This is a genomic window from Nostoc sp. (genome assembly GCF_036917095.1).
GTDB lineage: Bacteria > Cyanobacteriota > Cyanobacteriia > Cyanobacteriales > Nostocaceae > Nostoc.
The window spans coordinates 178474-204995 of the sequence record NZ_JBALFH010000032.1; the positions used below are offsets into that span (position 1 = coordinate 178474).

General features: G+C 43.1%; 19 protein-coding genes. 7 read left to right on the forward strand and 12 right to left on the reverse strand.

The features are described from left to right. The first annotated feature begins 1587 nt into the window (after nucleotides 1–1587). The 4 genes from V7L01_RS16710 (at nucleotide 1588) to V7L01_RS16725 (ending at nucleotide 9142) form a co-directional block, all read left to right on the forward strand. The gene (locus V7L01_RS16710) at nucleotides 1588–4221 is read left to right on the forward strand and encodes a CHAT domain-containing protein (protein ID WP_335036563.1); all 2634 of its coding nucleotides are present in this window, start codon (nucleotides 1588–1590) and stop codon (nucleotides 4219–4221) included. A 381-nt stretch (nucleotides 4222–4602) separates the two neighbouring features. Continuing rightward, nucleotides 4603–5571 carry a DUF1822 family protein gene (locus tag V7L01_RS16715; protein ID WP_335036565.1) on the forward strand — a complete coding sequence of 323 codons (969 nt, stop codon included), beginning with the start codon at nucleotides 4603–4605 and terminating at the stop codon, nucleotides 5569–5571. 183 nt (nucleotides 5572–5754) lie between these two features. Next, nucleotides 5755–8088, forward strand: a complete 2334-nt coding sequence (locus tag V7L01_RS16720; protein WP_335036567.1) for a CHASE2 domain-containing protein — start codon at nucleotides 5755–5757, stop codon at nucleotides 8086–8088. Between the two features lie 208 nt (nucleotides 8089–8296). Then, a complete protein-coding gene (locus V7L01_RS16725; RefSeq protein ID WP_335036569.1) occupies nucleotides 8297–9142 on the forward strand; it encodes a DUF928 domain-containing protein in 846 nt (281 codons plus the stop codon). A 271-nt stretch (nucleotides 9143–9413) separates the two neighbouring features. Here V7L01_RS16725 and V7L01_RS16730 read toward each other — a convergent pair whose 3' ends face one another. The 4 genes from V7L01_RS16730 to V7L01_RS16745 all read right to left on the reverse strand — a co-directional run bounded on the left by V7L01_RS16730 (nucleotide 9414) and on the right by V7L01_RS16745 (nucleotide 11780). Next, on the reverse strand, nucleotides 9414–10562 hold the full coding sequence (locus V7L01_RS16730) for an AI-2E family transporter (protein ID WP_335036571.1): 1149 nt from the start codon (nucleotides 10560–10562) through the stop codon (nucleotides 9414–9416). Nucleotides 10563–10652: 90 nt separating this feature from the next. Next, on the reverse strand, nucleotides 10653–10844 hold the full coding sequence (locus tag V7L01_RS16735) for a hypothetical protein (protein ID WP_335036572.1): 192 nt from the start codon (nucleotides 10842–10844) through the stop codon (nucleotides 10653–10655). Nucleotides 10845–10961: 117 nt separating this feature from the next. After that, nucleotides 10962–11522: a Uma2 family endonuclease gene (locus V7L01_RS16740; RefSeq protein ID WP_335036574.1), complete on the reverse strand. Its 561-nt coding sequence runs from the start codon at nucleotides 11520–11522 to the stop codon at nucleotides 10962–10964. A 102-nt stretch (nucleotides 11523–11624) separates the two neighbouring features. Further along, complete coding sequence (locus V7L01_RS16745) at nucleotides 11625–11780, reverse strand: hypothetical protein (RefSeq protein WP_335036576.1); 156 nt, start codon at nucleotides 11778–11780, stop codon at nucleotides 11625–11627. Nucleotides 11781–11870: 90 nt separating this feature from the next. Here V7L01_RS16745 and V7L01_RS16750 point away from each other — a divergent pair, with 90 nt between their 5' ends. Further along, nucleotides 11871–13316, forward strand: a complete 1446-nt coding sequence (locus V7L01_RS16750; RefSeq protein ID WP_335036578.1) for an alpha-L-fucosidase — start codon at nucleotides 11871–11873, stop codon at nucleotides 13314–13316. Between the two features lie 186 nt (nucleotides 13317–13502). Here the strand turns inward: V7L01_RS16750 and V7L01_RS16755 are convergent, their stop codons facing one another. From V7L01_RS16755 to V7L01_RS16770, 4 genes are all read right to left on the reverse strand, one after another. Beyond that, nucleotides 13503–14063: a Uma2 family endonuclease gene (locus V7L01_RS16755; protein WP_335036580.1), complete on the reverse strand. Its 561-nt coding sequence runs from the start codon at nucleotides 14061–14063 to the stop codon at nucleotides 13503–13505. A 138-nt stretch (nucleotides 14064–14201) separates the two neighbouring features. Continuing rightward, nucleotides 14202–17606 carry a pentapeptide repeat-containing protein gene (locus V7L01_RS16760; protein WP_335036582.1) on the reverse strand — a complete coding sequence of 1135 codons (3405 nt, stop codon included), beginning with the start codon at nucleotides 17604–17606 and terminating at the stop codon, nucleotides 14202–14204. 694 nt (nucleotides 17607–18300) lie between these two features. Beyond that, complete coding sequence (locus V7L01_RS16765; RefSeq protein ID WP_335036584.1) at nucleotides 18301–20067, reverse strand: WD40 repeat domain-containing protein; 1767 nt, start codon at nucleotides 20065–20067, stop codon at nucleotides 18301–18303. A 410-nt stretch (nucleotides 20068–20477) separates the two neighbouring features. Next, nucleotides 20478–20873 (reverse strand): hypothetical protein, encoded by a 396-nt coding sequence (locus tag V7L01_RS16770; RefSeq protein WP_335036586.1) that lies wholly within the window; start codon nucleotides 20871–20873, stop codon nucleotides 20478–20480. Between the two features lie 206 nt (nucleotides 20874–21079). On the opposite strand from V7L01_RS16770, the gene V7L01_RS16775 reads away from it, so the two are divergent. After that, nucleotides 21080–22063 carry an alpha/beta hydrolase family protein gene (locus V7L01_RS16775; RefSeq protein ID WP_335036588.1) on the forward strand — a complete coding sequence of 328 codons (984 nt, stop codon included), beginning with the start codon at nucleotides 21080–21082 and terminating at the stop codon, nucleotides 22061–22063. An 11-nt stretch (nucleotides 22064–22074) separates the two neighbouring features. Next, nucleotides 22075–22773 (forward strand): SDR family oxidoreductase, encoded by a 699-nt coding sequence (locus tag V7L01_RS16780; RefSeq protein WP_335036590.1) that lies wholly within the window; start codon nucleotides 22075–22077, stop codon nucleotides 22771–22773. 1 nt (nucleotide 22774) lies between these two features. On the opposite strand, the gene V7L01_RS16785 is transcribed toward V7L01_RS16780, so the two are convergent. From V7L01_RS16785 to V7L01_RS16800, 4 genes are all read right to left on the reverse strand, one after another. Continuing rightward, a complete protein-coding gene (locus tag V7L01_RS16785) occupies nucleotides 22775–23830 on the reverse strand; it encodes an aromatic ring-hydroxylating dioxygenase subunit alpha (RefSeq protein ID WP_335036592.1) in 1056 nt (351 codons plus the stop codon). 149 nt (nucleotides 23831–23979) lie between these two features. Continuing rightward, nucleotides 23980–24417, reverse strand: coding sequence for a secondary thiamine-phosphate synthase enzyme YjbQ (locus tag V7L01_RS16790; RefSeq protein WP_335036594.1), 438 nt, complete (start codon nucleotides 24415–24417; stop codon nucleotides 23980–23982). A 107-nt stretch (nucleotides 24418–24524) separates the two neighbouring features. Continuing rightward, nucleotides 24525–25739: a pyridoxal phosphate-dependent aminotransferase gene (locus V7L01_RS16795; RefSeq protein WP_335036596.1), complete on the reverse strand. Its 1215-nt coding sequence runs from the start codon at nucleotides 25737–25739 to the stop codon at nucleotides 24525–24527. Between the two features lie 272 nt (nucleotides 25740–26011). Then, on the reverse strand, nucleotides 26012–26230 hold the full coding sequence (locus V7L01_RS16800; RefSeq protein ID WP_335036598.1) for a hypothetical protein: 219 nt from the start codon (nucleotides 26228–26230) through the stop codon (nucleotides 26012–26014). Between the last annotated feature and the right edge of the window lie 292 nt (nucleotides 26231–26522).

Below are 26522 nucleotides of genomic sequence, written 5' to 3' on the forward strand. Positions count from 1 at the left end.
ACTCTAACTCTGATTTAATTTCAACCTAAAATCGGCAAAGTATGAACCTATCTAAGGGAATGAATTAGGAAAGAGTTTATAGAAAAGCGAACGCTAGGTACAACTGAAATCCAAATCACACCTATCTTTACCTATTGAAGAAACTATGAACGCTCTTAACCTGCCGAAAGAGCAAGGTAAAATTGCCGGGGCAAGCACTAGACAATGCATTAGTTGCCCAATTGGCATAAATTGACGCCATCGGACGAATTGTCACCAACCATCTGGATGACAGCCAGATTATGTGGAATTGGTGACAATGCAGTTTGGTTAATCATGCTTATCTCTCCAAGATCCCCTCAACTCTCTTAAAAAGATAGTTGGGGATCAAGTCTATAGAGCTAGATTACAAAACCTAACAAAACGTCAACTTTAGTAAACGCAGGGTTGCAACTCACAAACTAAGTGATAACTTAAATAGTAGGACACCAATCAAATGAAATCAAACTAAAAGGGTAAATGACTTTGTGTCCCCTGTCATCAACCCAACCAAATTTCAGCATATCTAGACAAGTGGTAAAAAGCCTGATGTAGAAGGCAAAGCCAAATCCCAAAGCGGAAAGACGCAAGTATGTTGAGTTTGTTAGTTGTTTAGTCCACCCTAGTTATTAACTTTCAATTACTTAATTAGTTTAACAATTTGAAATCTGTAAACTCGATAAAACCTGGTCAACCTTGACCAGGTTTTTGGCATTTTATAATGATATAATTTTTTCAGCCCGGCAGGAAGTGCCGAATGATGCTTGAGTAGCTAGTTATGAGACGCCGTAGGCATCGCCTCATAAAAAAAAGCACCACTTAATTGTAATTCTCAAAGTTTGTACAGTATTTAACTCGATACGCACAGACTGCGTTAATTAGCCGCGTTACTACTATTGACAAAGCTAATTTCAATCTTAAGCTGTCACGAATCGGGTAAGTAAAGATTTAGACAGTAAAACCTCATCCAAACCACGATCATAGGATTTACGCATTGACAATAAATACCAAATACGGTGAAGTTTAAAAGCTACATCTTTCGTAGGTGCATAGTATTATTGTGCCCTACGGGCACAATCTATTTACTATCAAAAAATAATTAAGAAAAGCCTGAAACAAGGTATTTTGGTTAATTGACATCACCATTGGTTTGTACAGTGCGTAAGTGCTAGATAAATAAGATTGTGGAAGCTCAACGATGAGTAATGGATGCGAATGCTAACATTACCCTGGTAGCCCAAACACCTAGAATTAATCCTGTGCGTTACTGGCTATCATTTACCTCTTGTCATGCTCATGACTAAAAGAACTAGGATTTTTGGCGCGAATTCTGTAAAAGTTAAAAGGCAAAAGCAGCCAGGACGTTGCCTATTTTCCCGGCGCTCATTCGCTCTTAGCGTTTCCCTTTGGAAGAAGATTCGCTACGCGAACCCGATCAGTTGTAGCAACTGGCGTGCAATAGGCAAGGTTTTTTACTCCTTAGGGGTTCGCCAGTGGCTCCCCTTGGGAAAAAACCGCAGTGGCTCCCCAACTCTTGGAGACGCTCTTTCGGGTTGGAACAAAACCATATTGGCTCATTTTTTACGTTTGCCTTTGTACTTCCTAATAGCTTTGCTATGCATCCTTGGTTCACCAGTGCTAGCAAAAGTTCCTGGCTCAATTAATTCCCCATCCCAACTACCAACTAACAGTCTGACATCGTTGGCTGTGGCCGCTGACCCCGCCTCACTACTACAACAAGGCAAAGTTTTATACAATGCGGGAACCTTTGCCAAGGCGGTAGAAGTGTTACAACAGGCTGTCCAAGCATATGAGCAGCAAGGTGATACCCTCAGACTGGCAGCGACACTGAGTAATCTTTCCCTAGCTTACCAGCAACTCGGTGCATGGAGTCAGGCACAGCAGGCAATTGCAGAGAGCTTAAATTTGCTCCAAGGACAGCATGAAAAACAAAATCTGCAAATATTTGCCCAATCACTGGATATTCAAGGTCGTCTGCAACTGACAATGGGACAGGCCGAGGTGGCTTTAGCAACTTGGCGGCAGACAGAAGAAATTTACAAGCAAGTTGGCAATCAAAATGGCGTGGTGCGATCGCTAATCAATCAAGCACAGGCGTGGCGAACCCAAGGATTTTACCCTCGAGCTGTCAAAACACTCGAAGAGGTTAGTCAGACTTTAAAATCTCAACCAGATTCCATAGAAAAGACAGTGAGTTTGCGATCGCTCGGTGATGCCCTTTTGGTATTGGGCGATTTGGAAAAGTCACGCCAGGTTCTAGAAGAAAGTCTGATAATTGCTCGAAATCTGCAATCAAGCGCTGATATTGGGGCTAGTCTGTTCAGCCTGGGGAATAATGCCCGCAAACAACAAGACGTACTCAAAGCGATCGCCTATTATCAACAAACAGTCGCAGCATCTCCCTCACCCCTGACAAAAGTCCAGGCGCAACTGAATTACCTGGGCTTACTCATTGAAGATCGACAATGGGCACAGGTTCAAACTCTCTTGCCGTTGATTGAGTCCCAACTCGACCAAATCCCCCTTAGCCGTGCTAGTATTTACGCCCAGGTTAATTTTTCACAAAGTTTGGCAAAAGTCAAGAGTGGTGTATTGCAAGCATCCAGTCAAAGTTTTTACTCAGGGTTCAGCACAAAAGACTCAGCAGTATTACTTGCCAGCGCCATCCAGCAATCTCGCAACTTAGGGGACAAGCGGGCAGAAGCCTATGCTCTCAAGAGTTTAGGCGGCTTGTACGAAGAAACTAAACAGTGGTCAGAGGCGCAAGCCCTTACCCGGCAAGGATTAGCTTTGGCACAGAGCAGCAATGCACCAGAAATTACCTATAGCTTGGAGTGGCAGTTAGGTAGATTGCTCAAGGCACAAGAAGATATTAATGGTGCGATCGCGGCGTATGATGCTGCTGTGGATACTCTCCAGTCTCTTCGCAGAGATTTAGTAGTCAATAAAGATGTAGTGAATCAAGATGTACAATTCAACTTCCGGGACAGCGTAGAACCCATCTACCGAGAGTCGGTAGAGTTACTGCTAAAATCCCAACAAGGAAAACCAGATGAAAAAATATTGGAGAAAGCACGCCAGCGGATTGAAGCACTCCAACTAGCAGAATTAGACGACTTCTTCCAGGAAGCTTGCCTGCAAGGTCAAAAAGTAGCCCTCGATCGAGTCGTAGACCAAGATAATCCCACGGCTGCCATCCTCTATCCGATTATTCTTGAAAAAGAACTCCAGGTAATTGTCAAAATTCCCAAACAACCTCTGCAAAGCTACACTACTCAGATTTCCCACACAGAAGTAGAGCAACTCTTAGTAAAACTGCGACAAAATCTTGTCAATCCCACCGCAACCAAAGCCGTCCAAACCCACTCACAGCAAGTTTATAACTGGCTGCTCAAACCGATTGAGTCAGAATTGCAAAAAAGTGGGGTAGATACCCTAGTGTTCGTCTTGGATGGCCCGTTACGCAATTTACCAATGGCAGCTCTCTATGATGGTAAGCAATACTTGGTACAGAAATATGCAGTTGCTCTGAGCGTCGGTCTGCAACTCCTCGACCCTAAACCGCTGGTACAACAGCAGCTAAAAGCACTAACCGCAGGACTAACTCAACCGCCACCAGGTTATTCCAAGTTTGCGCCGTTGCTTGCGATCAAATCTGAATTTGACGGCATTAGCAAAGCAGGAGTCTCCACAACTAGCCTGCTAGATGGAGATTTTAAGAAAAAGAATTTAGAGAGTGAAATTGGTGCTGCTCCATTCAACATAGTGCATTTAGCAACCCACGGTCAGTTTAGTTCCCGCGTTGAAGACACTTTTATTTTGGATTTCGATGGTCAGATTAATGTCAAGGATTTTGATACTCTCTTCCGCAGTCACGGTAAAACCGTAGTAGAACTATTAGTTTTGAGTGCCTGCCAGACAGCAGCAGGAGACAGTCGTGCAGCACTCGGTCTTGCAGGAGCAGCTGTACGAGCTGGGGCACGCAGTACCATAGCTTCCCTGTGGCAGATTGATGATGAATCAACAGCAATGTTTGTTAGTGCCTTCTATCGAGAACTCAAGAGTGGCAAAATCACCAAAGCCGAAGCTGTCCACCGTGCCCAGCTACAACTGCTAAAACATCCTAACTACAAAGCACCAAGCTTTTGGTCTGCCTATGTCTTGATTGGCAATTGGTTGTAATTTGGGAGGCAGGGGGCAGGGAGCAGGGAGCAGGGGGCAGGGGGCAGAGAGCAACGCGAAAAAGTGAGTTCGTCGTGAAATGAGCAGGGGGAGTAAAGAGAAAAATAAGCATGATTTTTACTACTAAAATACCCTGGAATACACTTGTTTCTTTCTCTCCCCCTGCCTCCCCTGCCTCCCCTGCTCCCCCTGCTCCCCCTGCCTCCCCTGCTCCCCCTGCCTCCCCTGCCTCCCCTGCTCCCCCTGCCCCCCGCCCCCTGCCTCTTTTCAATGCCTAATGCTCAATTCTATTTTTCCAATAATCATTCTCGATTTTGTGGCATAAATTTAGTAAATACGGGTGATATGTATATGGCAGCATTGATCGTTAAAGATTAACTTATGAATAACTCCACCTATCAGCTAGACGATTTCGCTTTAAGATTGCCGATTTCCCAATTAGCTCGCATAACTGCCCAGCAATTTGCTAACCAGCAGCCAAATCCTGAAAAAGCAGAGCAAGTCCGGCTGAATACTCTGGCTGTGTGGGTGGTAAATGACTATTTGGAAATGATGGATATTCCTACTAACCTCCAAGCTAGTGACAGCTGGAACCCTGTCATGCGCCTTTGTGGAAATGTAGCTGACTTAGAGGTACCCTCAGTTGGCCGTCTGGAGTGCCGCCCTGTCCATCTGCACGAGCAGATATGTTCCATTCCTCCAGAAACCTGGGAAGAACGGGTGGGTTATTTAGCAGTTCAATTTGATGAATCGCTCCAAGAAGCGAAACTGCTTGGTTTTATCCCAAGTGTCGCAACTGAAACACTGCCTTTAGAACAACTGCAACCATTGGAAGCGTTTATCGACCACCTGAGTCAACTGCACCAATCCCCAGTTAGTTCGCTGGTGAATCTAAATCAGTGGTTTGCTGGTATATTTGAAACAGGTTGGCAGACTATTGAATCTTTGTGGAACGTGCCGGAACTCAGACCAGCTTATGCCTTTCGCAGTCCTGAAACTTTGGAACTAAATACCCTTAACCGAATAGAATCAATTACTAAACGTGCAAAACTGATTGATTTGGGTATCCAAATTCTCAACCAGCCTGTGATGTTGATTGTAGAAATCAGCCCCGATAAAGATCAACAAACCAGTATTCATCTGCAATTGCACGCCACTGGCAATCAAATCTACTTACCGCAAGGAGTTCATCTCACCGTTCTAGATAGTTCGGGAGCAGTATTTCTAGACGCTCAATCTCGAAAATTAGACAATTACATTCAGTTGCAGTTTCGGGGCGAACCTACAGAGCTATTTAGCGTTAGAGTAGCTTTAGATAATACCAGCATCACCGAACATTTTAGGATTTGAAAGATGTAGCTATCTTCGCTCTTTGTTGATAATTTATTAAGTGGTAATTGATTAATTAAAAATTAAAAGTTAAAAATTCAAGTCGGCTTTTGGGGATTTTGAAAGAAGTCTGTAGACGCTTGTGGAACTTGTCTCAGACATTACAACAGGGCATGATTTTGCACAGTGGAGATAGCGACGGTCATGGGTAAGTTAGTAGTTCTGAAATTCGGAGAGGGTAGTTTTGAGCAGGGGTTTGCTGTTACTCTCCAAATTGGTGAAGAACACGAGCGTGCTGCAACAGAAATTACCGGTAGGCTACCTGCATTCCCCGAAATGCCACTCTATTATAGTCATTGGCAGTCTAGCTATCGGCTGATAGGCAATCGTTATCGTCTCCATGCTGACCAAATGCAGGTGACGAATGTATCGATGATTCAAGACTGCGAAAACACTTCCCATATTTTGCGTGCCCGCTTTAATGCGTGGCTGCGAGCAGAGGAGTTTCGCCCTTTGAGGGAAAAATGGTTAGAAAGATTGTCGTCCACTGAAGAAGTGCGGGTGATTCTGCAAACAGAAAATAGCCAATTGCAGTTATTACCCTGGCATCTGTGGGATTTCTTAGAACGCTACCCCAAGGCTGAAATTGCCCTTTCTTCACCATCCTACGATCGCATTCACAACCCACGCACCAAAAATCCATTAGTCAATATTTTAGCGATTGTGGGCAATAGCCAGGGCATTGACACCCAGGCCGATCGAGCTTTACTCCAAAATTGTAGTAATGCAGAGATCACCTTTCTGGTGGAACCACAACGCAAGGAATTGACTGACCATCTTTGGGGAAAAAACTGGGATATTTTCTTCTTTGCCGGGCACAGTTCTAGTAACAAAAATGGAGAAAGCGGACGAATTTACCTGAATAAAACTGATAGTCTCACCATTGGCGAGTTAAAGTATGCTCTAAGGAAAGCCATTGAAAACGGCTTGCAATTAGCTATATTCAACTCCTGTGATGGATTGGGATTGGCGCGAGAATTGGCTGATTTGCAAATCCCTCAGATGATCGTCATGCGCGAACCTGTACCAGATCAGGTTGCCAAGGAGTTCTTAAAGTATTTTCTCGAAGCCTTTGCCGGGGGCAAGTCTTTATATCAAGCAGTACGCCAAGCGCGGGAACGCTTGCAAGGACTTGAGGATCGATTTCCCTGTGCGACTTGGCTACCAGTGATTTGCCAAAATCCAGCAGAGATACCACCGACTTGGGATCAATTAAGGTCTACAAAAACTAAAGATATACCAAATTTAGCTTTGTCCAGCAGACGCAAATTTCTGACAACTTTGTTTTCTAGTTTGGCAATTACAGTCTTAGTTTGTGGGGTGAGATCGCTGGGATATTTGGAAAATATAGAAATTCCAGCCTTTGATGAGATGATGCGATCGCGCCCTGCGGAGGGAATTGATTCCCGACTGCTGGTAATCACAATTGATGATGAGGATTTGGCAACTCAAAGAAAAAATAACGAGTCCTTAATTGGAGCTTCCATTTCCGAAATATCTCTCAACAAACTACTGGCAAAACTGAATCAATACCAACCCCGCGCCATCGGCTTGGATATCTACCGTGATTTTAAAGCCACACAACCAGATTTAGTTACTCGTCTGCAAAAAACTCAGAACTTGATTGGTGTATGTAAGGGAAGTGATGGCACAGTAGATATCCCAGGAAATGAGCCGCCACCAGAAATTCCCAAAACAAATCTGGGATTCAGTGACTTTATTAACGATCGCGATGGAGTTATCCGTCGGCATCTCCTGTTCATGAACCCAGAGGCGACATCGTTGTGTCCTGCTTCCTATGCTTTCAGCGTACAACTAGCCTCTCTCTATCTGCGCTCTTCAGGAATTCAACCAAAGTTCACTCCTCAAGGTAATTTGCAGCTGGGTAAAACTATTTTTCCCAATCTGAAACCTCGGACTGGCGGCTATCAAAAAATTGATGCTAATGGCGGTCAAATCTTGCTCAACTACCGTTCCTCAAAAGATATAGCCCAACAGGTGAAGCTAACCAAATTTTTATCTAGTCCGATTAACCCCAGTGCGATTAAAGACAAGATTGTTTTGATTGGTGTGGTGGCAAAAGGGGATTCTCCAGACACTTGGGCTACACCTTATGGCGTTCCTTTAGATGAGCAAATGCCAGGAGTGTTAGTACAAGCCCATATGATCAGCCAGATTCTCAGTGCTGTCCAGGATGGGCGACCGTTGCTGCGGGTTTGGTCGCTATGGATTGAGATAGTCTGGATTTGGGGCTGGTCTTTGGTAGGCGGAGTTCTGGCTTGGCGAAAGCTTTCGTTGCCTTGGTTGGCATTGGCAGTCAGTATTACCTCTAGTATTCTGTATATAGTTTGCTTTGGTCTGTTAATTTCGGGCGCTTGGGTGCCGTTTATACCGTCGGCTTTGTCTTTGATAGCCACACTTGGCTTGATGTCGATTTATAATTCAAAAACAAAAGTTTGGGTAGGAAGTGGAGAATAGAGGGAGGCAAGGAGCAGGGGGCAGGGGGGCAGGGGGCAGGGGGAGCAGGGGAGGCAGGGGAGAAGAATCTGATAGTTGTATTGGACAGAAGAATTTGGATAATTTAATTTTTGGAGTTTACTAGGGAATGGGGAAAGATTTTTTTGATTAAATGTTTTAATACCCAGCAGATCGATCTACAAGGGTTACATACTTTAGGTAGGGTTTTATGAAGTCAAATTCAGAACCGATAAAACTGTTTTTAGTAGTAGCTTATAGCTGCACCAGTTTACTAGTGAGCCTGACTCCAGTACTGGCGAAACCAACTCCTGGTTCTTCACCTAGCGATGCCTACGGCGGGCTACGCCTACGCTCTGATGCTAAAACGGCCCTTGCTCAAGCTACAACCTTTAATCAACCCTCACTTCCACCTGGCCCCCCTCCTGGAGGTCGGATTCGTGGTGGAGCGAAGCGCGGGCCTGGATGTCCACTAAAGAAACCTGACCTGACTGCTTTAGTACACTTTACTGAGGAAGCTAACTCAGTGACCAATGTCTGGGGACAGACAACGGTAGAACGCCCAAGTTGGTTTTTCTATGTGCCATATACCAAAGATTTGCCCTATGAAGTTGAATTTGTGCTGAAAGAAGATCCAGACTCTAAGGACTCTAAGGAGATTTTCCAAAAAGCGATCGCTCTACCAGATAAACCAGGAATCATCCGCATTTCTCTGCCTACCACTGTTCCTCCCTTGGCATTAGACAAACAATATCGCTGGTTTTTCACCATTAATTGTGATAAACAAAACTATTCTCCTTGGACTTACGTAGAAGGCGTGATTAAACGAGTTGAACTGAATCCAGCCACAGTCAAAGAGCTGCAAACGACAGAACTTCTAAAGCGCTATACTATCTATGCCCAAAACGGGATATGGTACGACGCACTGACGACACTGGCTCAACTGCGTCAGAAAAATCCTAAAGATGCGGCACTGCAAGTAGAGTGGCGGAATTTGTTAAGCAGCATCCACTTAGATGATATTGCAGCAGAACCGATTCTCTCGGATCAACCTTAGATTAAGGGACTTCCAAATAAAAAAACATCCAATTCTTCTTGTAGGCTGGACAAACTTCAAGGGTTAAAGCAGTTCTCATTTGCATGAAGTACATTTTTAAACCTCACACCCAACCCCTTGCTAAGGGGAGAGTGTTTGTCTAACCAAATATGGGGTGAGGCGATCGCTGTATTGCACCCAAATGAGAACTGCCATAATTCACCCCTGCTCAAGAGCCTCAAGAGCTTACCCTCATTCATCTGACTGTTCTGCAACGCCAAAAATCGTATGACTAATTATCTTTTGGCAAGCTATCATCAATTGGTCGCTCCTGATTAATATCGGGATTTTTTGCTGTCCAATTATCATCTACTCCAGGAGATTCAGAAACCATCACAAACTCAGTCTCTTGTGGATGATTATTTCCCCATTTATCCAAAACATCTTTAATCAGCACTTCTTGCAACCAAATCTTCGCGACAACAGTTAGGGGTAGCGCTAGAAATAATCCTAAAAAGCCAAAGAAAGTAACGAAAAATAGTTGGGCAATTAAGGTTATAGCGGGTAGCAATGACACTTGATGCGCCATCACAACGGGTGTGATGAAATTACTTTCAACCTGTTGAATGATAAAGTAGAGAATCAAGACAGCGATCGCTTTCCAAGGTTCATCCAAGAAGGCGATCGCCATTGCTGGGATTACACTCATCGTTGGTCCCAGATTGGGAATCAAGTTAAAAAATCCCGCTAAAACCGCTAAAGCTAGTGCTGCCTTTACATGCAAAATTGATAAGCCAATCAGACTCATCACCCCCACTACACAGATAGCAATGAAAGCGCCTGTAATCCATCCCTCCAAAGAGACTTCACATTTATCTAAAATCCCATCTACCCGCCGCCGATAAAATGAGGGGAAAAGCCGCACAAATACTTTGCGGTAAGCCACGGGATCGGCTAACATCATTCCTGTTAAAACCAACACTAGCAAAATCTTGAGGACAGCTTCCAAAGAGCCAGATACAAAGGCGAAGGAGTTTCCTAATAGCCGATTGGCGAAGGGCTGTATTTGTTGGATGAGGCTGTTGATATCTGGGATGTAGGGAACCAACTGGTTAGGAATATGAGTTCTCAGGGCATCAAGCCAACTATTAAAGCGCTCAAACCCTTTAGGAACCTGATTGGTTAGTTCTTGAAACTGCTGTGCAAATGGCGGCACAATTAGCCAGAAAAAACCCGCGATACCTGCAAAAAAGATAGCTACTGCGAGGAGGACGGCGAATCCACGCTTCATACCAAAGCGTTGGAAGCGTTTCGCTAGCCGATTTAAGGTGGTGGCTAAGACAACTGCGGCAAACATGAGCAAAAGCACTTCCCGAATTTGCCACAAGGTGTATAAAGAAATAAGTATGGCGATTAAGCCGATCCATTGACCGAGGTTCACAGGCTGACTCCCAACGGTTGGCGAGATGCAATTTTCTTGTAATTCAGCTAGGTTAGCCGATTTTAGTCACTTGTGGGTGGATGGTTTGAGTTAATTTTGTTTCTGTGCTTGGAATCGCCACAGTAGCGCGATCGCCATAATCGCGATCGGCAAAAATATTATAATCAGCGCGTTAGTTGCTGTGGCCGGAATTAATAGACTTGGCGCTGCATACTTAATCAATACCGATAAAAAAGCTGAGAGTAAAAGCAGTTTCAGAACTAATCCTAGTTGATTTTCCATAAAAGTACGGCATACAATTTTTTGTGGTACACACGAAGCGCTGTATCGCCCAGTTTATACAATAAACCTACAGATACAATCCTTTCCAACTTTCTTTGGTAAATACCTTTGCTTTATTTACGTCAAACTCAACCAGCCAAAAACTTGTTCTACAGTCAGTTCCAATTCGATACCCTCAAGGATGGGTAATTTATCGGCACCTTCGTATAATTCCACTCGCTGTCCAGGAAAAATCCCTAGCACACTTTCGTCTTCAGGGTTGATTAACCAGCCTAATTCAGTACCATTGCGCGAACAATGGAATAATTTACTCAACACTTTTTTTAACCTTTGCTCTGGGGAAAGAATTTCAATTACCCAGTCGGGATGAATATCAAAGCGGTTAGCAATTCTGCCAGATGAAGTTTTAGGAATTCTATCCCAGCGAAACACAGATACATCGGGGACGATAGAAGCACCGCCAAAGGTACAGCGTAGTTCTGGGAAAGCCAAAGCAATTTTTTGACTTCTAGCTATGCCGTTAATTGTTTCGCAAAGAGTAGTTTGGAGCAAGCTATGTTCACCTTGGGGCATTGCTTTTTGAATGATTTTTCCGTTGATAAAGTCTGATGCTGGTTCAGTTTCTGGCAGTTTGAGGAACTGATCTAAAGTTAGTTGGGGTTGAATTGCGATCGCCATAAGTAAATAGTATGGAGAGGATAGTTTTATTATGGGCGTGCGATCGCCTACTCTTAAAGTAAGCTACGCCTCGCATCCTTCGTTTCTGACAGGTGCTAGAAATTATTTTTTTGCGAAACCAACGAGCCGATTAACTTGGACTGATACATCACCAGAGGCTAAGGGGACAATAGTACCTGTGGTTAATGTCAGTTCAGTTGTGTATTGCTCATTTCCGATTTTTGCAGTGACGTGTACTAAGTATGCTTTGTAATGCATTCTTTCTGGTGATGATACTTTTAAACGCTTAATACGCTACTGACAAGATGCAGTTGTAAGATGATATATGCCCCAGTCAGGAGCATTCTGATGTTTCGGCAATCAATACGTGGATTAATTATTGCGATCGTTCTAAGTAGCTTTTTGTATCTGACAGCCTCTACTGCCTTTGCACGACAGATATATGAACCAACAACTGAGTCCCTATCAAAACATGAAGTTCCAGAGTGGTTCAAAGATGCTAAACTCGGCATTTTCATTCACTGGGGCGTTTACTCCGTACCTGGTTGGGCACCACTGACTGGTGAACTGAATAAGGTAGTTGCAGAACGCGGTTGGGAATATTGGTTTCAGCACAATCCTTATGCTGAATGGTACTACAACTCCATGAAACTTAAGGGCAGCGACACCTATAACTATCACCGTGCGACTTACGGTGAAAATTTCACCTATGACGATTTCATCCCCACCTTCAACGCAGCCATCACAAAGTGGAATCCATCGGAATGGGCAAAACTGTTTTCTCAAGTAGGTGCGCGGTACGTTGTGCTGACGACCAAACATCATGATGGCTTCCTGTTATGGCCTAGCAAAACTACAAACCAGTCAGGACGAGTGGCGGCGCGGGATCTTGTGGGCGAACTGACACAAGCCGTTCGTAAACAAGGTATGCGTATGGGTCTGTACTACTCCGGCGGTATTGATTGGTCTAAACAAGATACAACGGTGACAGACTTTAACACATTGATCGCAGCCATTATCCAAGAAAAAACTTACGCTGAATATGCTAACGCTCACTGGCGCGAACTCATTGACCGCTATCAGCCGTCCATCTTATGGAATGACCTTGGCTACCCTGTTGGTCAGACGAACGAGATTATGGCTTACTTTTATAATCACGTATCTAACGGTGTCGTTAATGACCGCTTTGATTTAAATGGGCAATTCGGTTTACACTTCGACTTCTCCACACCTGAATACAGTCAACTCAAACAAATCGAACCAAAGAAATGGGAAAGCACAAGGGGTTTAGGTTACTCGTTCGGTTACAACCAGAATGATACCGACTTGAACATGATTTCAGTAGATGAACTGGTTGACTCATTCGTTGACATTGTTAGTAAAAACGGCAACTTACTGCTCAACATTGGCCCAAATGCCGATGGTTCAATCTCCAAACTGCAAAGTGAACGATTGCTCGGCTTAGGCAAGTGGCTAGATGTAAATGGTGAAGCTATCTTTGGTTCGCGCTATTGGATACGCTCAGAAGATGTATCCACTCAAGGCATCCGAGTGCGTTACACCACAAATAAAGGTAATTTGTATGCTGTCTTGCTTGATACTCCTATGAGTAAGACGCTGACAATCCCAGGGCTAATTCTGCCGAAAAATGCAAAAATTACAATGCTAGGGGCAAAAGATAAACTTGAGTGGCAACAGTACGGACAGAATTTATTTGTCACGTTACCGGATATGTGTATAGGGAAAAAATCACCAGCCTACACGTTGAAAATCAGCCAGATACCTGTTGCCTGAAGCTCGGATAGTAACTTAACAAGATTGCGATCGCAAAACTTCATTAGTTAGCACGTAACCAAAGGTAAAGGCTGCGATCGCTATAAGCAAGTACCATAGAGGGGATAGTTTTATTATCGGCGTGCGATCGCTTACTCTTAAAGCTTGCTACGCCTCGCATCTTTCGTTTCTGACAGGTGCGATAAATTATATTTTTGGGAAACCCACGAGGCGATTAACTTGGACTGATACATCACCAAAGGCTAGGGGGACAATAGTACCTGTAGTTAATGTCAGTTCTGTTGTGTATTGTCCATTTTTTAAGTCTCGAAATACTTGCAACTGAGAATTTTTGAGATTGACAACCCAATATTCAGCAATGCCTGCTTCTGCATAGATATCTTTTTTATCACCCAAATCTTTGCTCAAGGTGGAATTAGAAAATTCAATAATCCAGAAAATATCTTCAGGGTAAGGGTGATGTTCTAGGTAGACCTCGCCTAAAGGTTTGACAATAGCAACATCGGGGACGGGTTCTGAGTCGTTAGGTAAGGTGATGGGTTTAGCATCGCGGATTTTTGCCAGTTCACCTAGCAGTGTGCGGAGATAATCAGCTGCTTCGGTATTGTAGTAGGCATGGGGTTCTCGTTCTGGGGGCATAACTATGAGGTCGCCGCGCAATAGTTCAATGGGTTGGTCATCAAAAATCCCTGCTTCTATTGCTCGGTGATAGCGTTCAATTGTCCATTTATAGGTAGTTACCGTCATAGCCTTTTCTACCGTTTCGACAATAGCTTTAGTTTGATTTTAGTTGATTGCTAAGTTACAAAGATTTTGGCAGAGAGTGCGATCGTTAAGTGACAAATATTTTTGCCTTGCCACCCTACTCGCTAATTATGAATTAGCTTAGTCCTCAAACATCCGCAGTTCCTCCAATTCCATTGGCGTGAGGGGATTATTTCCTGACTTTAGTGCTTCTATCCAGCGTAGCTGTCGCTGCTTCACATAGCCTGAGTAATCAAGTGCGCCACTATCTACAACAGCTTGAAAGTCATCTAATGCCCCTAACAAGTCGCCAGTCAAAACTCTAGCAAGCCCCCGATTGTTTTGATAGCCTTTATTATCAGGGTCTAGAATAACAACTTTTTCACAAATAGGAAGAACATTTTTAGCATAACCGTGTAAACAGCCAACCCAGCAGATGCTATTCCAAAATTCAGCAGAGTTTCTCAAACTGTCATCAAATATTAGGGTTTGCTTGAAAGCTTCCTGTGCTTCTTGAATTCTGCCTTTTCTCACGCAACTGATGCCCTGACTCAAGGAAACGGCAGCCGCAAAAGCTTTGTCTTGGGCTAACTCTGGAGATACACCTACTGCTTCATGCAGCCCTTCAGCATTGAGCCATTTTGTGTTACTGTTCCATACAACTGCTTTGAGGTTGGCATCGCTGAGATTGGCATTGCTGAGATTGGCATGATTGAGATCAGCACCTCTGAGATTGGCATCGCTGAGATTGGCATCGCTGAGATTGGCACCGTTGAGATTGGCACCGTTGAGATTGGCATCGCTGAGGTTGGCACCGTTTAGATTGGCACCGTTTAGATTGGCACTGTTGAGATTGGCACCGTTTAGATTGGCACTGTTGAGATTGGCACCGTTTAGATTGGCACTGCCGAGATTGGCATCGCTGAGATCAGCATTTCTGAGGTTGGCATCGCTGAGGTCGGTACCGCCGAGATAGGCATCCCTGAGATCGGCATCACTGAGATCAACATTCCTGAGGTCAGCATCTTCGAGGCAGACATCGCTGAGGTCAATACCCCTGAGGTCAGCATTCCGCAGAAATAATCTGAAGTTGTTGTAAAATACCAAGCAGTGACTATAGCCGATAATACGGAGCAAGCGTTCTGAGTCAAATTGATCGGTATTAGGTTTACCGCAGGGGTGAAAGGTAATTTTGTCTTTGAGGTTGTCTTTTCTTTGGGCATAGCGATGCAACTCTAGAAGCAAAATCATCACATTCAGCCCTGTATACACATCCACCTGACGCAATCCCAACTCAATTTCTCGCTCTGGTAATTGCTCCCGCAATTGTTTTTTCTTTATCAGAGGCAGGTTTGCATCTTCTGCATCAATAAATTCCCCATCGCACCAACGGAAGTAGAATTGCACTAATCTTTGAAAGAGTTGACACAAGCGTTCCACGTTTGGAAATTCCGAATTCTCAACCAACCAACCCATCAAATATTCGACAATTTCAAGCGTTAAATTTCCATAACCTAATAAATCGTAAATCTGCTTATCCATTACCTCCGTGGTAATAAAGTCACGCTTGCTTACCTTGGTTGTCCAATCGATAAAGCTTTTTAGTAACCGTTCCGCGAATAAAAATTCGCTAAAACTCTTGTGGACAAACTCAACTGAGCCGCCTTTATTACCTGAAGCTGGTTTGATATAAAATGCCGTCAACAAATTATTGAGTAGCTTATCTTGTTGATTTTTTTGGGAGTCATTTTCCTGTCTGGCATCCTGAATTAACTTTGCAGCTGGGTTGTCGCTATCTTTGAGCCGTGCTTCTAACATCGTCACTCTCGCTGATTCATTCCCAGACTGCACGACACACAAAGCGGCTTCCGTGAGAAACTGCCGCAAATCTTCACTCTCCAATCCAGTCAAGCGGGAGTTATCATTCTGATTTTCACTGTCACGCTGTTTTTCTAGCACCCACTTCACCGATTCGTCATAGATGCGGATTTTTGCCTTAATAGCGTCTGCGCCTGCAAACATTTGGACGTTGAGGCGGTTGTCTCGGTGCATCCGCGCGAGTAAATAGAGCAGTAAAGGTTCTCGTGCTAGGTTATCTTTGACTTCATGAGGGCAAACCTGCAAAAATTCTTCAAATTCACTCTTGTTAATTTGATCTGCAACTGACCATTTTTCAAGCCATTTTTGTTGAATTGAATCATCCATCGGCTGAAGTTCGACGCGCTTCAAGCTTTTGGTTTGTGAAAGGAAGCGTTCGTTTCCTTGTAGCGCTAGGGGACGACCGGTAACTAAAAATTGATGATGGCAAAGGCGATCTTTTTGAAACTGTTCCACCTGTTCTAAAAATTCCTTCAAGCCGCCACTTGCTCGCCCTTCCAGCAACAACTCGTCAAACCCATCCAGTAAAAATAAAAAGCGAGTATTTTTATCGGTCAGCCAGCCTGAATCACTGGTGACAAAATCAAGGTGTTGTAAATAGTTTTCTAAAGTATCAGTTAAGTTATCTTTTAGTACGCGCAAATCCCGCAACCGAATCAGAATTGGGGTAAAGCTGGGATGCAATTCGCGCTGTACCCAATCGGCAAACATCCGACAAAAAACACTTTTCCCCCGTCCGGCTTCGCCTTGAATAAACAAAACTTGTTTGTGTTTCGGGTCTGGGTCATTCAGTATTGCCTTAACCCACGCTTCCAGTTCCAGACTTGCATTGTCTTTGCCATCTAGTTCTTTGACTTGCAAAGGTACATACAAATCCCGAAAAGTAATATGGGTTTCATCAAAAATCTTTTCTTCTGGCTTTGGTTTAATTACCTGTTCCAAATAATCTTCAATATTCAGATTTTTCTCTAGCTTTTCTTTTCCTCCGGCGCTATACCATTTCCAAAGTTTGTCCGCTTTCTCTCCGACTTCTACCAATGCGTCTTGCATATATTCATCGGTGTGACGCGCTACCCGTTCAGTTAAGGTTTTTGCTTCTGTCTCCGTTAATCCGGCTTCTTGCAAGCGTTGCTGTAAAATCTGATTAAATGATTCTGCTAGTTGAGATTCATGAAAATAGAGGATGGCTTTTTTCACTTCCCGCGCATCAAATTCTTGCTCACCTAATTTCTGAATTTGCAAAGCTAAAGCATGAGAAGCTGGAAGGTCTCGATCAATTTTATTGAGTAATTCGGAATCTTGTTTGAGAATATCCTGAAAGCTATCTATGTAAGCAGCCTGACTAACTAGTAGCACACAGCTTTCTAAACTTGGCTCTTTGTTGGTTGCATCAATAATGAACTTTAGTATAGTAATGGCGATGGGTGCAAAGGGAATCACTTCTTTGGTAATTTGACCCAGAGGAGAATTAAATACATCTAATAGCGACGAAATCTGTTCTACATAAGGTTTGAAGTTTTGAACATTGGGTTTTTGCTCTTTAATTGCTTTTGCCAAATCAAGCACGGCTTTCGCAGCTTCGGCTCCAGTCTTTGTTACCTCTACACCTTGTCCCCAGTTCAAATCCTGAATGTTTCGCAAAAACTTCCAGAGTTTCGTCATCGCCATAGACTATTCTCCAACAGCATCAATTTAGTAAAAATGCACCTGTATAGCGCTTTTCGTTTATATGCAATAGACTTTGACCTCTCTCCAAACCTCTCTCCTAAAAGGAGAGAGGCTTTGAATCTAACTCCCCTTCCCTTATAGGGAAGGGGTTGGGGGTTAGGTCTATATTGGACTCAACTGAGAACCGCTATATTACTTAACTCATAGTCAACCAGCTAAAAACTTGTTTAACTGTCAGTTTTAATTCGGTATCAGTGAGTGTAGGCAACTGATAAACTATTGTATATAATTTAACTCGCTGCTTGGAAACGCTGTTAGCAGAGTTTTAAGTTTCACACAGAGGTACAGAGGCGCAGAGAGTTTTTAAATTTTGTTGTTCACGAGTATTAAAGACTCTCTGGCGAGTATCAAAGACTCTCTGGCGAGTATCAAAGACTCTCTGGCGAGTATTAAAGACTCTCTGGCGAGTATCAAAGACTCTCTGGCGAGTATTAAAGACTCTCCGGCGAGTATTAAAGACTCTCTGGCGAGTATCAAAGACTCTCCGGCGAGTATCAAAGACTCTCCGGCAAGTATCAAAGACTCTCCGGCAAGTATTAAAGACTCTCGCATGAGTATTAAAGACTCTCGCATGAGTATTAAAGACTCGTATACAGAGTTTAAAGACTGGATAATTACGAATTACGAATTATTATTAACTTCGTTGCCAAATTTTAATTGTCTTATCCAAACTCCCGCTAACCAACATCTCGCCGGAAGCTGTGAAAGCTAATGCTGTGACTATATGAGTATGACCTGTAAACGTACCCAGCAATTCCCCGGTTTGGAAATGCCACAACTTAATGGTTTTATCTGCGCTACCGCTAGCGATAATTTGTCCATCGGGACTTAAAGCGATCGCATATACTCTATCTCTATGTCCTTTAAGAGTATGAAGTAATTCCCCACTCTCCAATTGCCAAACTTTAATCGTTTGATCCCAGCTACCACTCACCAGCATTTTACCATCTGCACTAATCGCCAAGGAACCAACGATGTGAGAATGACCCATGAGGGTATGCAGCGGTTGTGCGTCCTTTAAACTTTTTATCCCCGTCTGGGGTAAGGTGCGCCAGACTTTGATTTTGCGATAGGTACCTGTAACTAGAGTTTCCCCGTCTCGACTCAAAACCAGGGAATGAGCAGCTGTATCATCTAAAGAGAGTGCGATCGCAACCTGACGTTGCATCAAATCCCAAAACAGAATTTTCCTATCATCTCCACCTGTCGCTAACATTCTGCCATCTGGGGTGAAAGCAGCACACCGCACTACCCCATTATGTTTGTGCAAAATATCTATCAAATCTAAAGCGCCTACATGCCAAAGCTTAATTGTGGAATCTGCACCGCAACTTACTAAAGTTTGTCCATCTGAACTAAAAGCTAGGGAATTCACTTCATCCACCAGCCCAGATATCACCCAAGGATACTCTGATAATGTCTCTATTAATTCACCCTTGCTTAAATCCCAGAGTTTCGTCTCTCCCCGACTACCACTTGCCAATATGGGTAAGGCTTTACCATTATTACACCCGGAACTGAAAGCTAGGCAATTAATGCCTCTGTTGTGCCCTTTCAAAGTTTGCCAGCATTCCCAGTCACCGACTATATCCTTGAGACAATGCTCTGATGGTAGAGTCTGTATTGTATCTGCGATCGCTTTCTCATTAATTAATGGCGGCGCGTCTTTTTTGCCAACAAGTGATTCTAAATACCAACTCAATCCCCCCGCATACAACAAGTTACTCGGAGTAATGTAGAGTTTTGGTTCGGTAAGTTCAATTTGATTTGCAGGTAAAAAGCCTGTAAATATGCTCTGCTTTTCGTCGTATCCTAGCTTACCTGTAGATGGATAAAACAAACACAGAAAAATTAATACTTGGTGCTTTCTTAAATCTTCTTGAGTAACCGTCCACCTAATTTTATCTTTCTTAATACCATTAAAACTTTCTCCATCAGCAACATAAACTTGAACACTTAGCTGAGGATTATCTTTTAGTACATAAGAAAATTTGCTTTCGCCAGACAAATTTCCCTCATCATCTAAAACCATGTTTTGCACGGTATCTTGCGATACCTTTTTTACCAATTTCCCCAAACGTTCAACTATCGCCGCGTCAACAATATGCTCCCGCAAAAGATAATCTTGGGCTTGTTGTTGGAAGTATTTGGGAAAAGGTATTGTCCAGTCAGGAGGCTCAGGATATTCAGGCGGCGTCGGCGGCGGATTTTTGGCCAGAACTTCTGCTTGTTGGCGAGAAAGTTCTTGGAGTCTAGCCAATGGCTCGCCCCAAAAAGCCATAACTTCAGTGTGACAACCTTTGACTTGACTTTCCAGCAAAGATAAGTCGTAAGTTTTAGGTTTTTTCACACGTTGAAGGAAATCAGCTTGTTGAGCTTTAAGTAAGCTAATCCAATCCATCTGCATTCCTGCGGAAAACTATTGCATACCTACGGTAAGCTATACCAATGCAATTACTCAAGTTTATAACCTTAGTTAATTAAAAATTTAGTAATCTTAGTAGTCTAATAAAACACAGCAATTAGCAGATGTTTCTGGGAAAGATAGAGATTATTGCACTAGACATTTCATAAACTGATGCAGTTGAAGTATATAGAATTAAATGATGTCAGTCAATTCTAACGGAGATGGAGAACGAGATACTGTTTCCCTAGAAACAGTTATAGCCGCAAAGGAAAGTTTAATTTGAGAGCGATTTCAAAGGCTGCCGTAACGTTAAGTCAACAAATACCTACACAAAAATCACCTAGTAGCGATGATTCTAGGGGATATCATGTGAAATCGGCATAAATGCTGAAGATTGGCTGATTTTAACCTTTGCGTTTTGGTTGTCTGGATATAGTACTTACATCAGAGGAGTCGCCAAAAGTATCCCTTGCCTCAATCTGTTTAATTTTCATTTGCAAGTTCAAGTCATCACTGCTAACAATTGTTTCTAGATTCGCTAATCTCCGCTCTAACAGTTCTATTTGCTGCTGTTGTAAATAGTTAGTTTTTGATTTTTGCTCATCAGAACGCCAAACAGCAACTGTACCCACAGATGCGCCACCAATTGCAACTAAAGGAAGAATAGCACCACTTCTAGTAACTGCTGACAGCGGGACGCAAACTCCCAGAATGGCGACTGTAATTACCCAAATTCTTGTGGTGGCAGATAATCTGACATCTTGGTATTTTTCTAGATTAGTTTGAGATTTCTTAGCCATAAGTCTATCCAAAGAATAGTTATTTGCTAGATTGGCATAATTGCTTACTAAAATACTTCCTACAATTGGGTTAAATTTAATTACCTACTAAATTTTATGTAATTAAAATTACTACATTATTCTATATCGCTAGATTGGGATTGCTAGGAGCAGTTCTACCTGGGCGAATAGGAAAATTTTCTAAAAGTTATATGAGGGAGAACCAGATGACAGTTCGTGCTTTTTTTGAAGCTGCTAAAGTTGAGGGTGTCCAGCCACCTTACGATACCATTCACCTGAAAATTCTCTATCCAGCCCAGATACCAGAGAGTCAGCTAGAAGAAAGTATGGGAATTGAGCCAGCTAATCCAGAAAAGGCACCTTTTCCAGTAGTGATTTTCTTCAATGGCTATAACTGTGATGCTCAACAATACCAATGGTTAGCGGTTAAATTGGCTGAACGTGGATTGGTAGTGGTTCTCTTTAATTGGATTGCGGAAAATCTATCAGGCGTAATTAGCCTCACACCTGGGGTTGATTTTGAAAAGATGAAACCCACAATTTATCGTACTGCTCCCACAGCTTCGGCTTTGCCAGCACTCCTAGCTAAACTCCAACAGTTACAAAATCAAGGAGTTTTAGCAGGAATGCTGGATTTACAAAGGATCGTTCTCGGCGGACACTCTGCGGGTGGTTTAGTATCGATCGCAAATGCCGATCCTCGGTTTTTCCCTGGAATTGCTGCATCTTTTGCTTATGGCGCAAGTAGCAGAGGACTTTTATTTTTAGGGTATGAACCAGAAACTATCTTGTCTTTACCAGATTCCCTACCACTGCTACTGATGGGAGGAACCCGTGATGGATTCATGCTTCACAGTAGCGAACTCTATGGTGTAAATCCTGAGGATGCTACTATCCCAGTTACACGTACATTCCAAGAAGCAATTGCTGGGGGACGAAATGACAGCTATCTGGTAATTTTAGAGGGAGCAAATCACTTTTCGATAGTTGATGAGCCAGACTCCACTACAGTTAGACCCTCTCTCGACTTAAAAGCTACTCAATCCCAAGAAAACTTGCGTTTGCTGATGAGTGAAATTATTGGTCTGTTTATTGATACTTATGTTCGCCATCAACCAGAAGCATCTCAGTCGCTTGAGCAATTATTAAATACTACCAATCCTCTGATAAAATCCTTTGAGCGTAAGTAGTTAAATTTATTATGACAAGTGCATCTTATATTTTTCTGGCTGGAGCAAGTCGCGGTGTTGGTCGAGAAATTGCCCAATATCTTACAGCGCAACAGCTAAAAGTCAAAGCACTCCTGAGAACAACAGCAGTTGCAACTGAACTAGAAAGAATCGGTATTGAGGTAGTTCTGGGAGATGCCTTGAATGTTGAGGATGTAGAACGCGCAATGCTGACAGGTGAACCTATTGACACGGTTATCAGTACAATTGGCGGTTTACCATCAGAAGTAGAAAGACCGGATTACCCTGGTAATAAAAATCTGATTGACGCAGCAGTTAAAGCTGGGGTGCAAAAGTTTATTCTTGTGTCTTCCATTGGTGCTGGCAATAGTGTTGTTGCTGCGTCACCCCAAGTTTTAGCGGTACTGGGAAAAGTTTTAGCTGAGAAAGACAAAGCCGAACAACACTTAATTGCCAGTGGACTCACCTATACAATCATCCGTCCTGGTGGACTAAAGTCAGAAGCAGCAACGGGTAATGGTGTTTTGACTGAAGATCCGCACATTATTGGTAGCATCAATCGTGCAGATGTCGCGCAGTTAGTTGGTCGCAGTTTAAATAGCGATGCCTACGGCGGGCTGCGCCAACGCACCAATAATAAAGTCTTCTCAGCAATAGACCGAAATATGCAGTTTGGACAAAGAGAATTTGCAGAATTTACTTTGGAGTAATTTAAGCACGCCAGCGGAGTATCTGACCCTTGACTGGGTTCACAAATTCTCGTCCTTCAGCGACAGACTTAGCATACTCCCGCTTTAACTGGTAATACCACTGCGCCTGCATATCTGAGTCTTTAATCAGCCGTAGTACGGGATTATATTTCAAACCAATCTGCTGCTTTTCTACAACAGTTCGGTCTTGACCAATGAAAGTCCGCGCCAGCACATGTAACAGTGGCTTGAAAAATCCTACCCAAGGAAGCGTCCAGTAAAGAGCAAAAGTTACCTCAGTTTCTGTGTCTGAAATTGGTGTAACTGCCGTCAAATTAACGACTCGATGGTTGCCAATGGTGGTTTCTTCGATTCTGACTCCAGGTAAACGAAAAGAAATTTCCGTTTCCGGCACACCACCGCCAATCAGCCAGTATAATCGACCCCCATTCGCTGGTAATCGGTGTCGTCGCATCGTGAAGCCGTAGGGCGAAGCATCGAATTGCTTCACTTCTTCGTGCAGTTGCTCGCTTCGCCACCACCAAGCGCGATGAACATAAGGTGAATGAGCCGGGTCCATCAGACCTACTACTGCATGATCGATAAAACAAGGGAATTTTACCACCTCTACGAACTGGTGCGATCGCCGCTCCCCAAACCCTGGAATTACCGGAATCTCCATCTCAGAAGCAGGTTGCGGGTTATCGGGATCGGGCATATATATCCAGATATTCCCTTGGGCTTCTCGGATTTCATAGGATTGCACATTGAAGCGGCTCAAATCCATCTGTTGTTCTTCCACAAGAGATGGAATCGCAGTGCAGCGTCCAGCCGGATCAAAGCGCCAACCGTGGTAACAGCATTCCACTTCTTGCCCATTGAATCTACCGCAACTCAAGGGCACACCGCGATGCGGGCAAATGTCCGTCATCGCAGACACTTTGCCATCCTGGCTGCGAACTAACAGCACCGGTTCTCCTAAGAAAATGCGGCTGACCATCATACCTGGCTTAATCTGATTACTAGGTAGAGCATAGTACCAAGTATTACGTAATACAAAATTATCGTTATTTTTCATCACTAATTGCGTCTGCCTTTAACACAATGAAAATCCTGGTTTGTGGAAAGGAAGGTTATGCTTGAAAACATTTTTTTAGGGTTTTAATTGCTGTAGGTAATTCTCTCAGATTTAGGTTGTTCTGGGAGGATTGCAGGTGTGAAGTTGCATTATTCACCAGAAATTTGGAAAAATACCGTTCTTTTGCGCGGCCCATCCAACTCAAAAAACAACACAGATTGCCAGGTTCCCAAAGCTAATTTACCATCCACAATGGGAATTATCTCACTAGTTGTCAGCATCATTGCCATTAAGTGAGAGTGAGCATTAATCGGTTCATCTTCCGGGACATCTCTTAAATGCAAGTCATTATGCAAATAGCTGCCTGATTCAGGTGCTAATTTTTGTAAGAACACTTTTATATCTTCTAATAATCTAACTTCATCTTCGTTGATAGCTAAAGCTGTTGTTGTGTGTCGAGAAAATACTAAAACTTGTCCATTTTTAATTGATGTTGAAGTAAGAAAATCTTGTATTTGTGGTGTTATATTATAAATATTAATTTTTGGTTTAGTTTCAATTTCAATTAACTTATTAATAATTGGCATCTGTTCAATTTTATATTTGGAATTGCAAAGTAGGTACGCCAACACAGTCTAACGCCTTCTTGAAGGAGGCAGGGGGCAGGGAGCAGGGAGCAGGAATTGAATGACTTCTAACTTCTAACTATAGTTTCCAAACCCTGCACTAATCTTTCTATACCTTCTTTTGCCGTCTCTTTTTGCAGCGCCCCATAGGCAACGCGTAGGTAGCATCCGTCATCCATGCCAAAGGTTGTACCTGGAATGACTGCTACTTTATGTTCCTGGATTAGTCTTTTAACTAACTCAAAGGAATCCATCTGAGTATTAACTTTCAGGAAAAAATAGAAAGCGCCATTGGCGGGTGTAATGCTACATAAACCTTGTAGGCGGTTAAGGGATTCGAGTACTACTTGCCGCACTTGAGCGATGCCTACAGCGGGCTGCGCCAACGCACCTATATTATTCTCCAAATACTCCGCTTTTGCTTGCAATGCCCCTAAAGCCGCATATTGGGAAATTACTGGCGGACAAATCAAAATCGTATCCTGGACTTTTTTGATGGCGACAAACAAGTGTTTGGGAATCACCATGTAGCCAATGCGCCAACTGGCAAACCCGTATGCTTTGGAAAGGCTAAAGAGAGAAATGGTGTACTTGCTACTACTTCCAAATGCAGCAGGAGAAACGTGTTTTACTCCGTTATAGGTAAAGTATTCATAGGCTTCATCACTGATGTGGTAAATGCCGCGATCGCCTTCGGCACAGCTTCGCTGAACGCCACAAATTTGATTTACTTGATGCAATGCTGCTTCAGAATAGACAACTCCAGTCGGATTATTTGGTGAAATTGTCACCACAGCCCGCGTTTTGGGTGTAATTGCTTGCGCGATCGCATCTGGGCGCAGTTGGTAATTTTCATCCGTTGCCACTAACACCGCACGACAACCAGCCATTGCGATCGCCATTTCGTGGTTGAAATAGTAGGGCGTATTTAAAATAATTTCATCGCCTGGGTTAGTTATTGCAAGAATGGCATTCATAAATCCCATATTGCTCCCTGCTGTCACGACGATGCAATTTTCTTCATTGATTTCAATACCGTTGAAGGCTTGCAATTTTCCTGCAAGCGCTGTCAGCAATGGGGGAATTCCTTCAACTGATTTGTATAAATTATTAGCTGGTTCGCCTAAAAATTTAGCTAAAAATTCTATGGCTTCCGGTGGTGGGTTGTAATAAACAACACCCTGTCCTAGAGAGATTGTTCCAGGAGAGTTTTTAATCAGTTCCCCAACCACAGGAATAATTGGCGACTGTACCGCCTGCATACGAGAGGTTAGGGATTCCATATTTCTTTGCCTATGTACCTAACTTTAGTATCTCTTAATAGGGGAGCAACTCACTAAGTAAGTGGAGGCTTAGATATTGGTCAACCTGTGAAGCAGCAAGTTTCTTTTGTGAATTTGAGATACTCCCGCTAATTGCAAGCAGTTAGCGGGAGAGTTGTCACGTCTTTTTGTTCATTTCCCTCTTAGCAAAGAAGGAAAAGGAGAGTTACAAATAGGGTGAGATGGTTCGGTTTAGCACAATGATTAACCGGATTTGCGATTACCCCAAAAATTTAATCAATCGAAATCTGTTGAGGCCCACTGGCTTTGCCATTATGTGCGTCTGTTGTAGTGCTGGTGTAAATATTGGAGCGGGTCTGTTGATCCAGCCAGCTTTTTACAGGATCTTCTGCAAGATTGAGCCGAAGCACACCAGAGAATAACCCGCCCACAAATGAGACTGGATGCTGGATAAATTCTTTGAATATAGGTGACAATTCATTAATGAACATTAAGAGACTCCTGGCGGTGCCGTAAAAAATTATTACTTCTTAATCGATCGTAACTTGTTGAGGAATATCTGGCTTGCGGTATCGAAAAATACAATAGACTGCGTGTGAGGATGAAAGAAATAGCTAAATATTGGAAAACTTGTGCTTCTATGGATAAAACTGTCTTTATTTAAAGTACACAGTTACTAATAAAATTTATATAGGACTAGTATTTGATTTCTGAAAAAGATCCGTACATTTGAAGAGTGTCAAAATCAAAGGTAGTGTGTCGGAGAAACCATTCAAACATCCA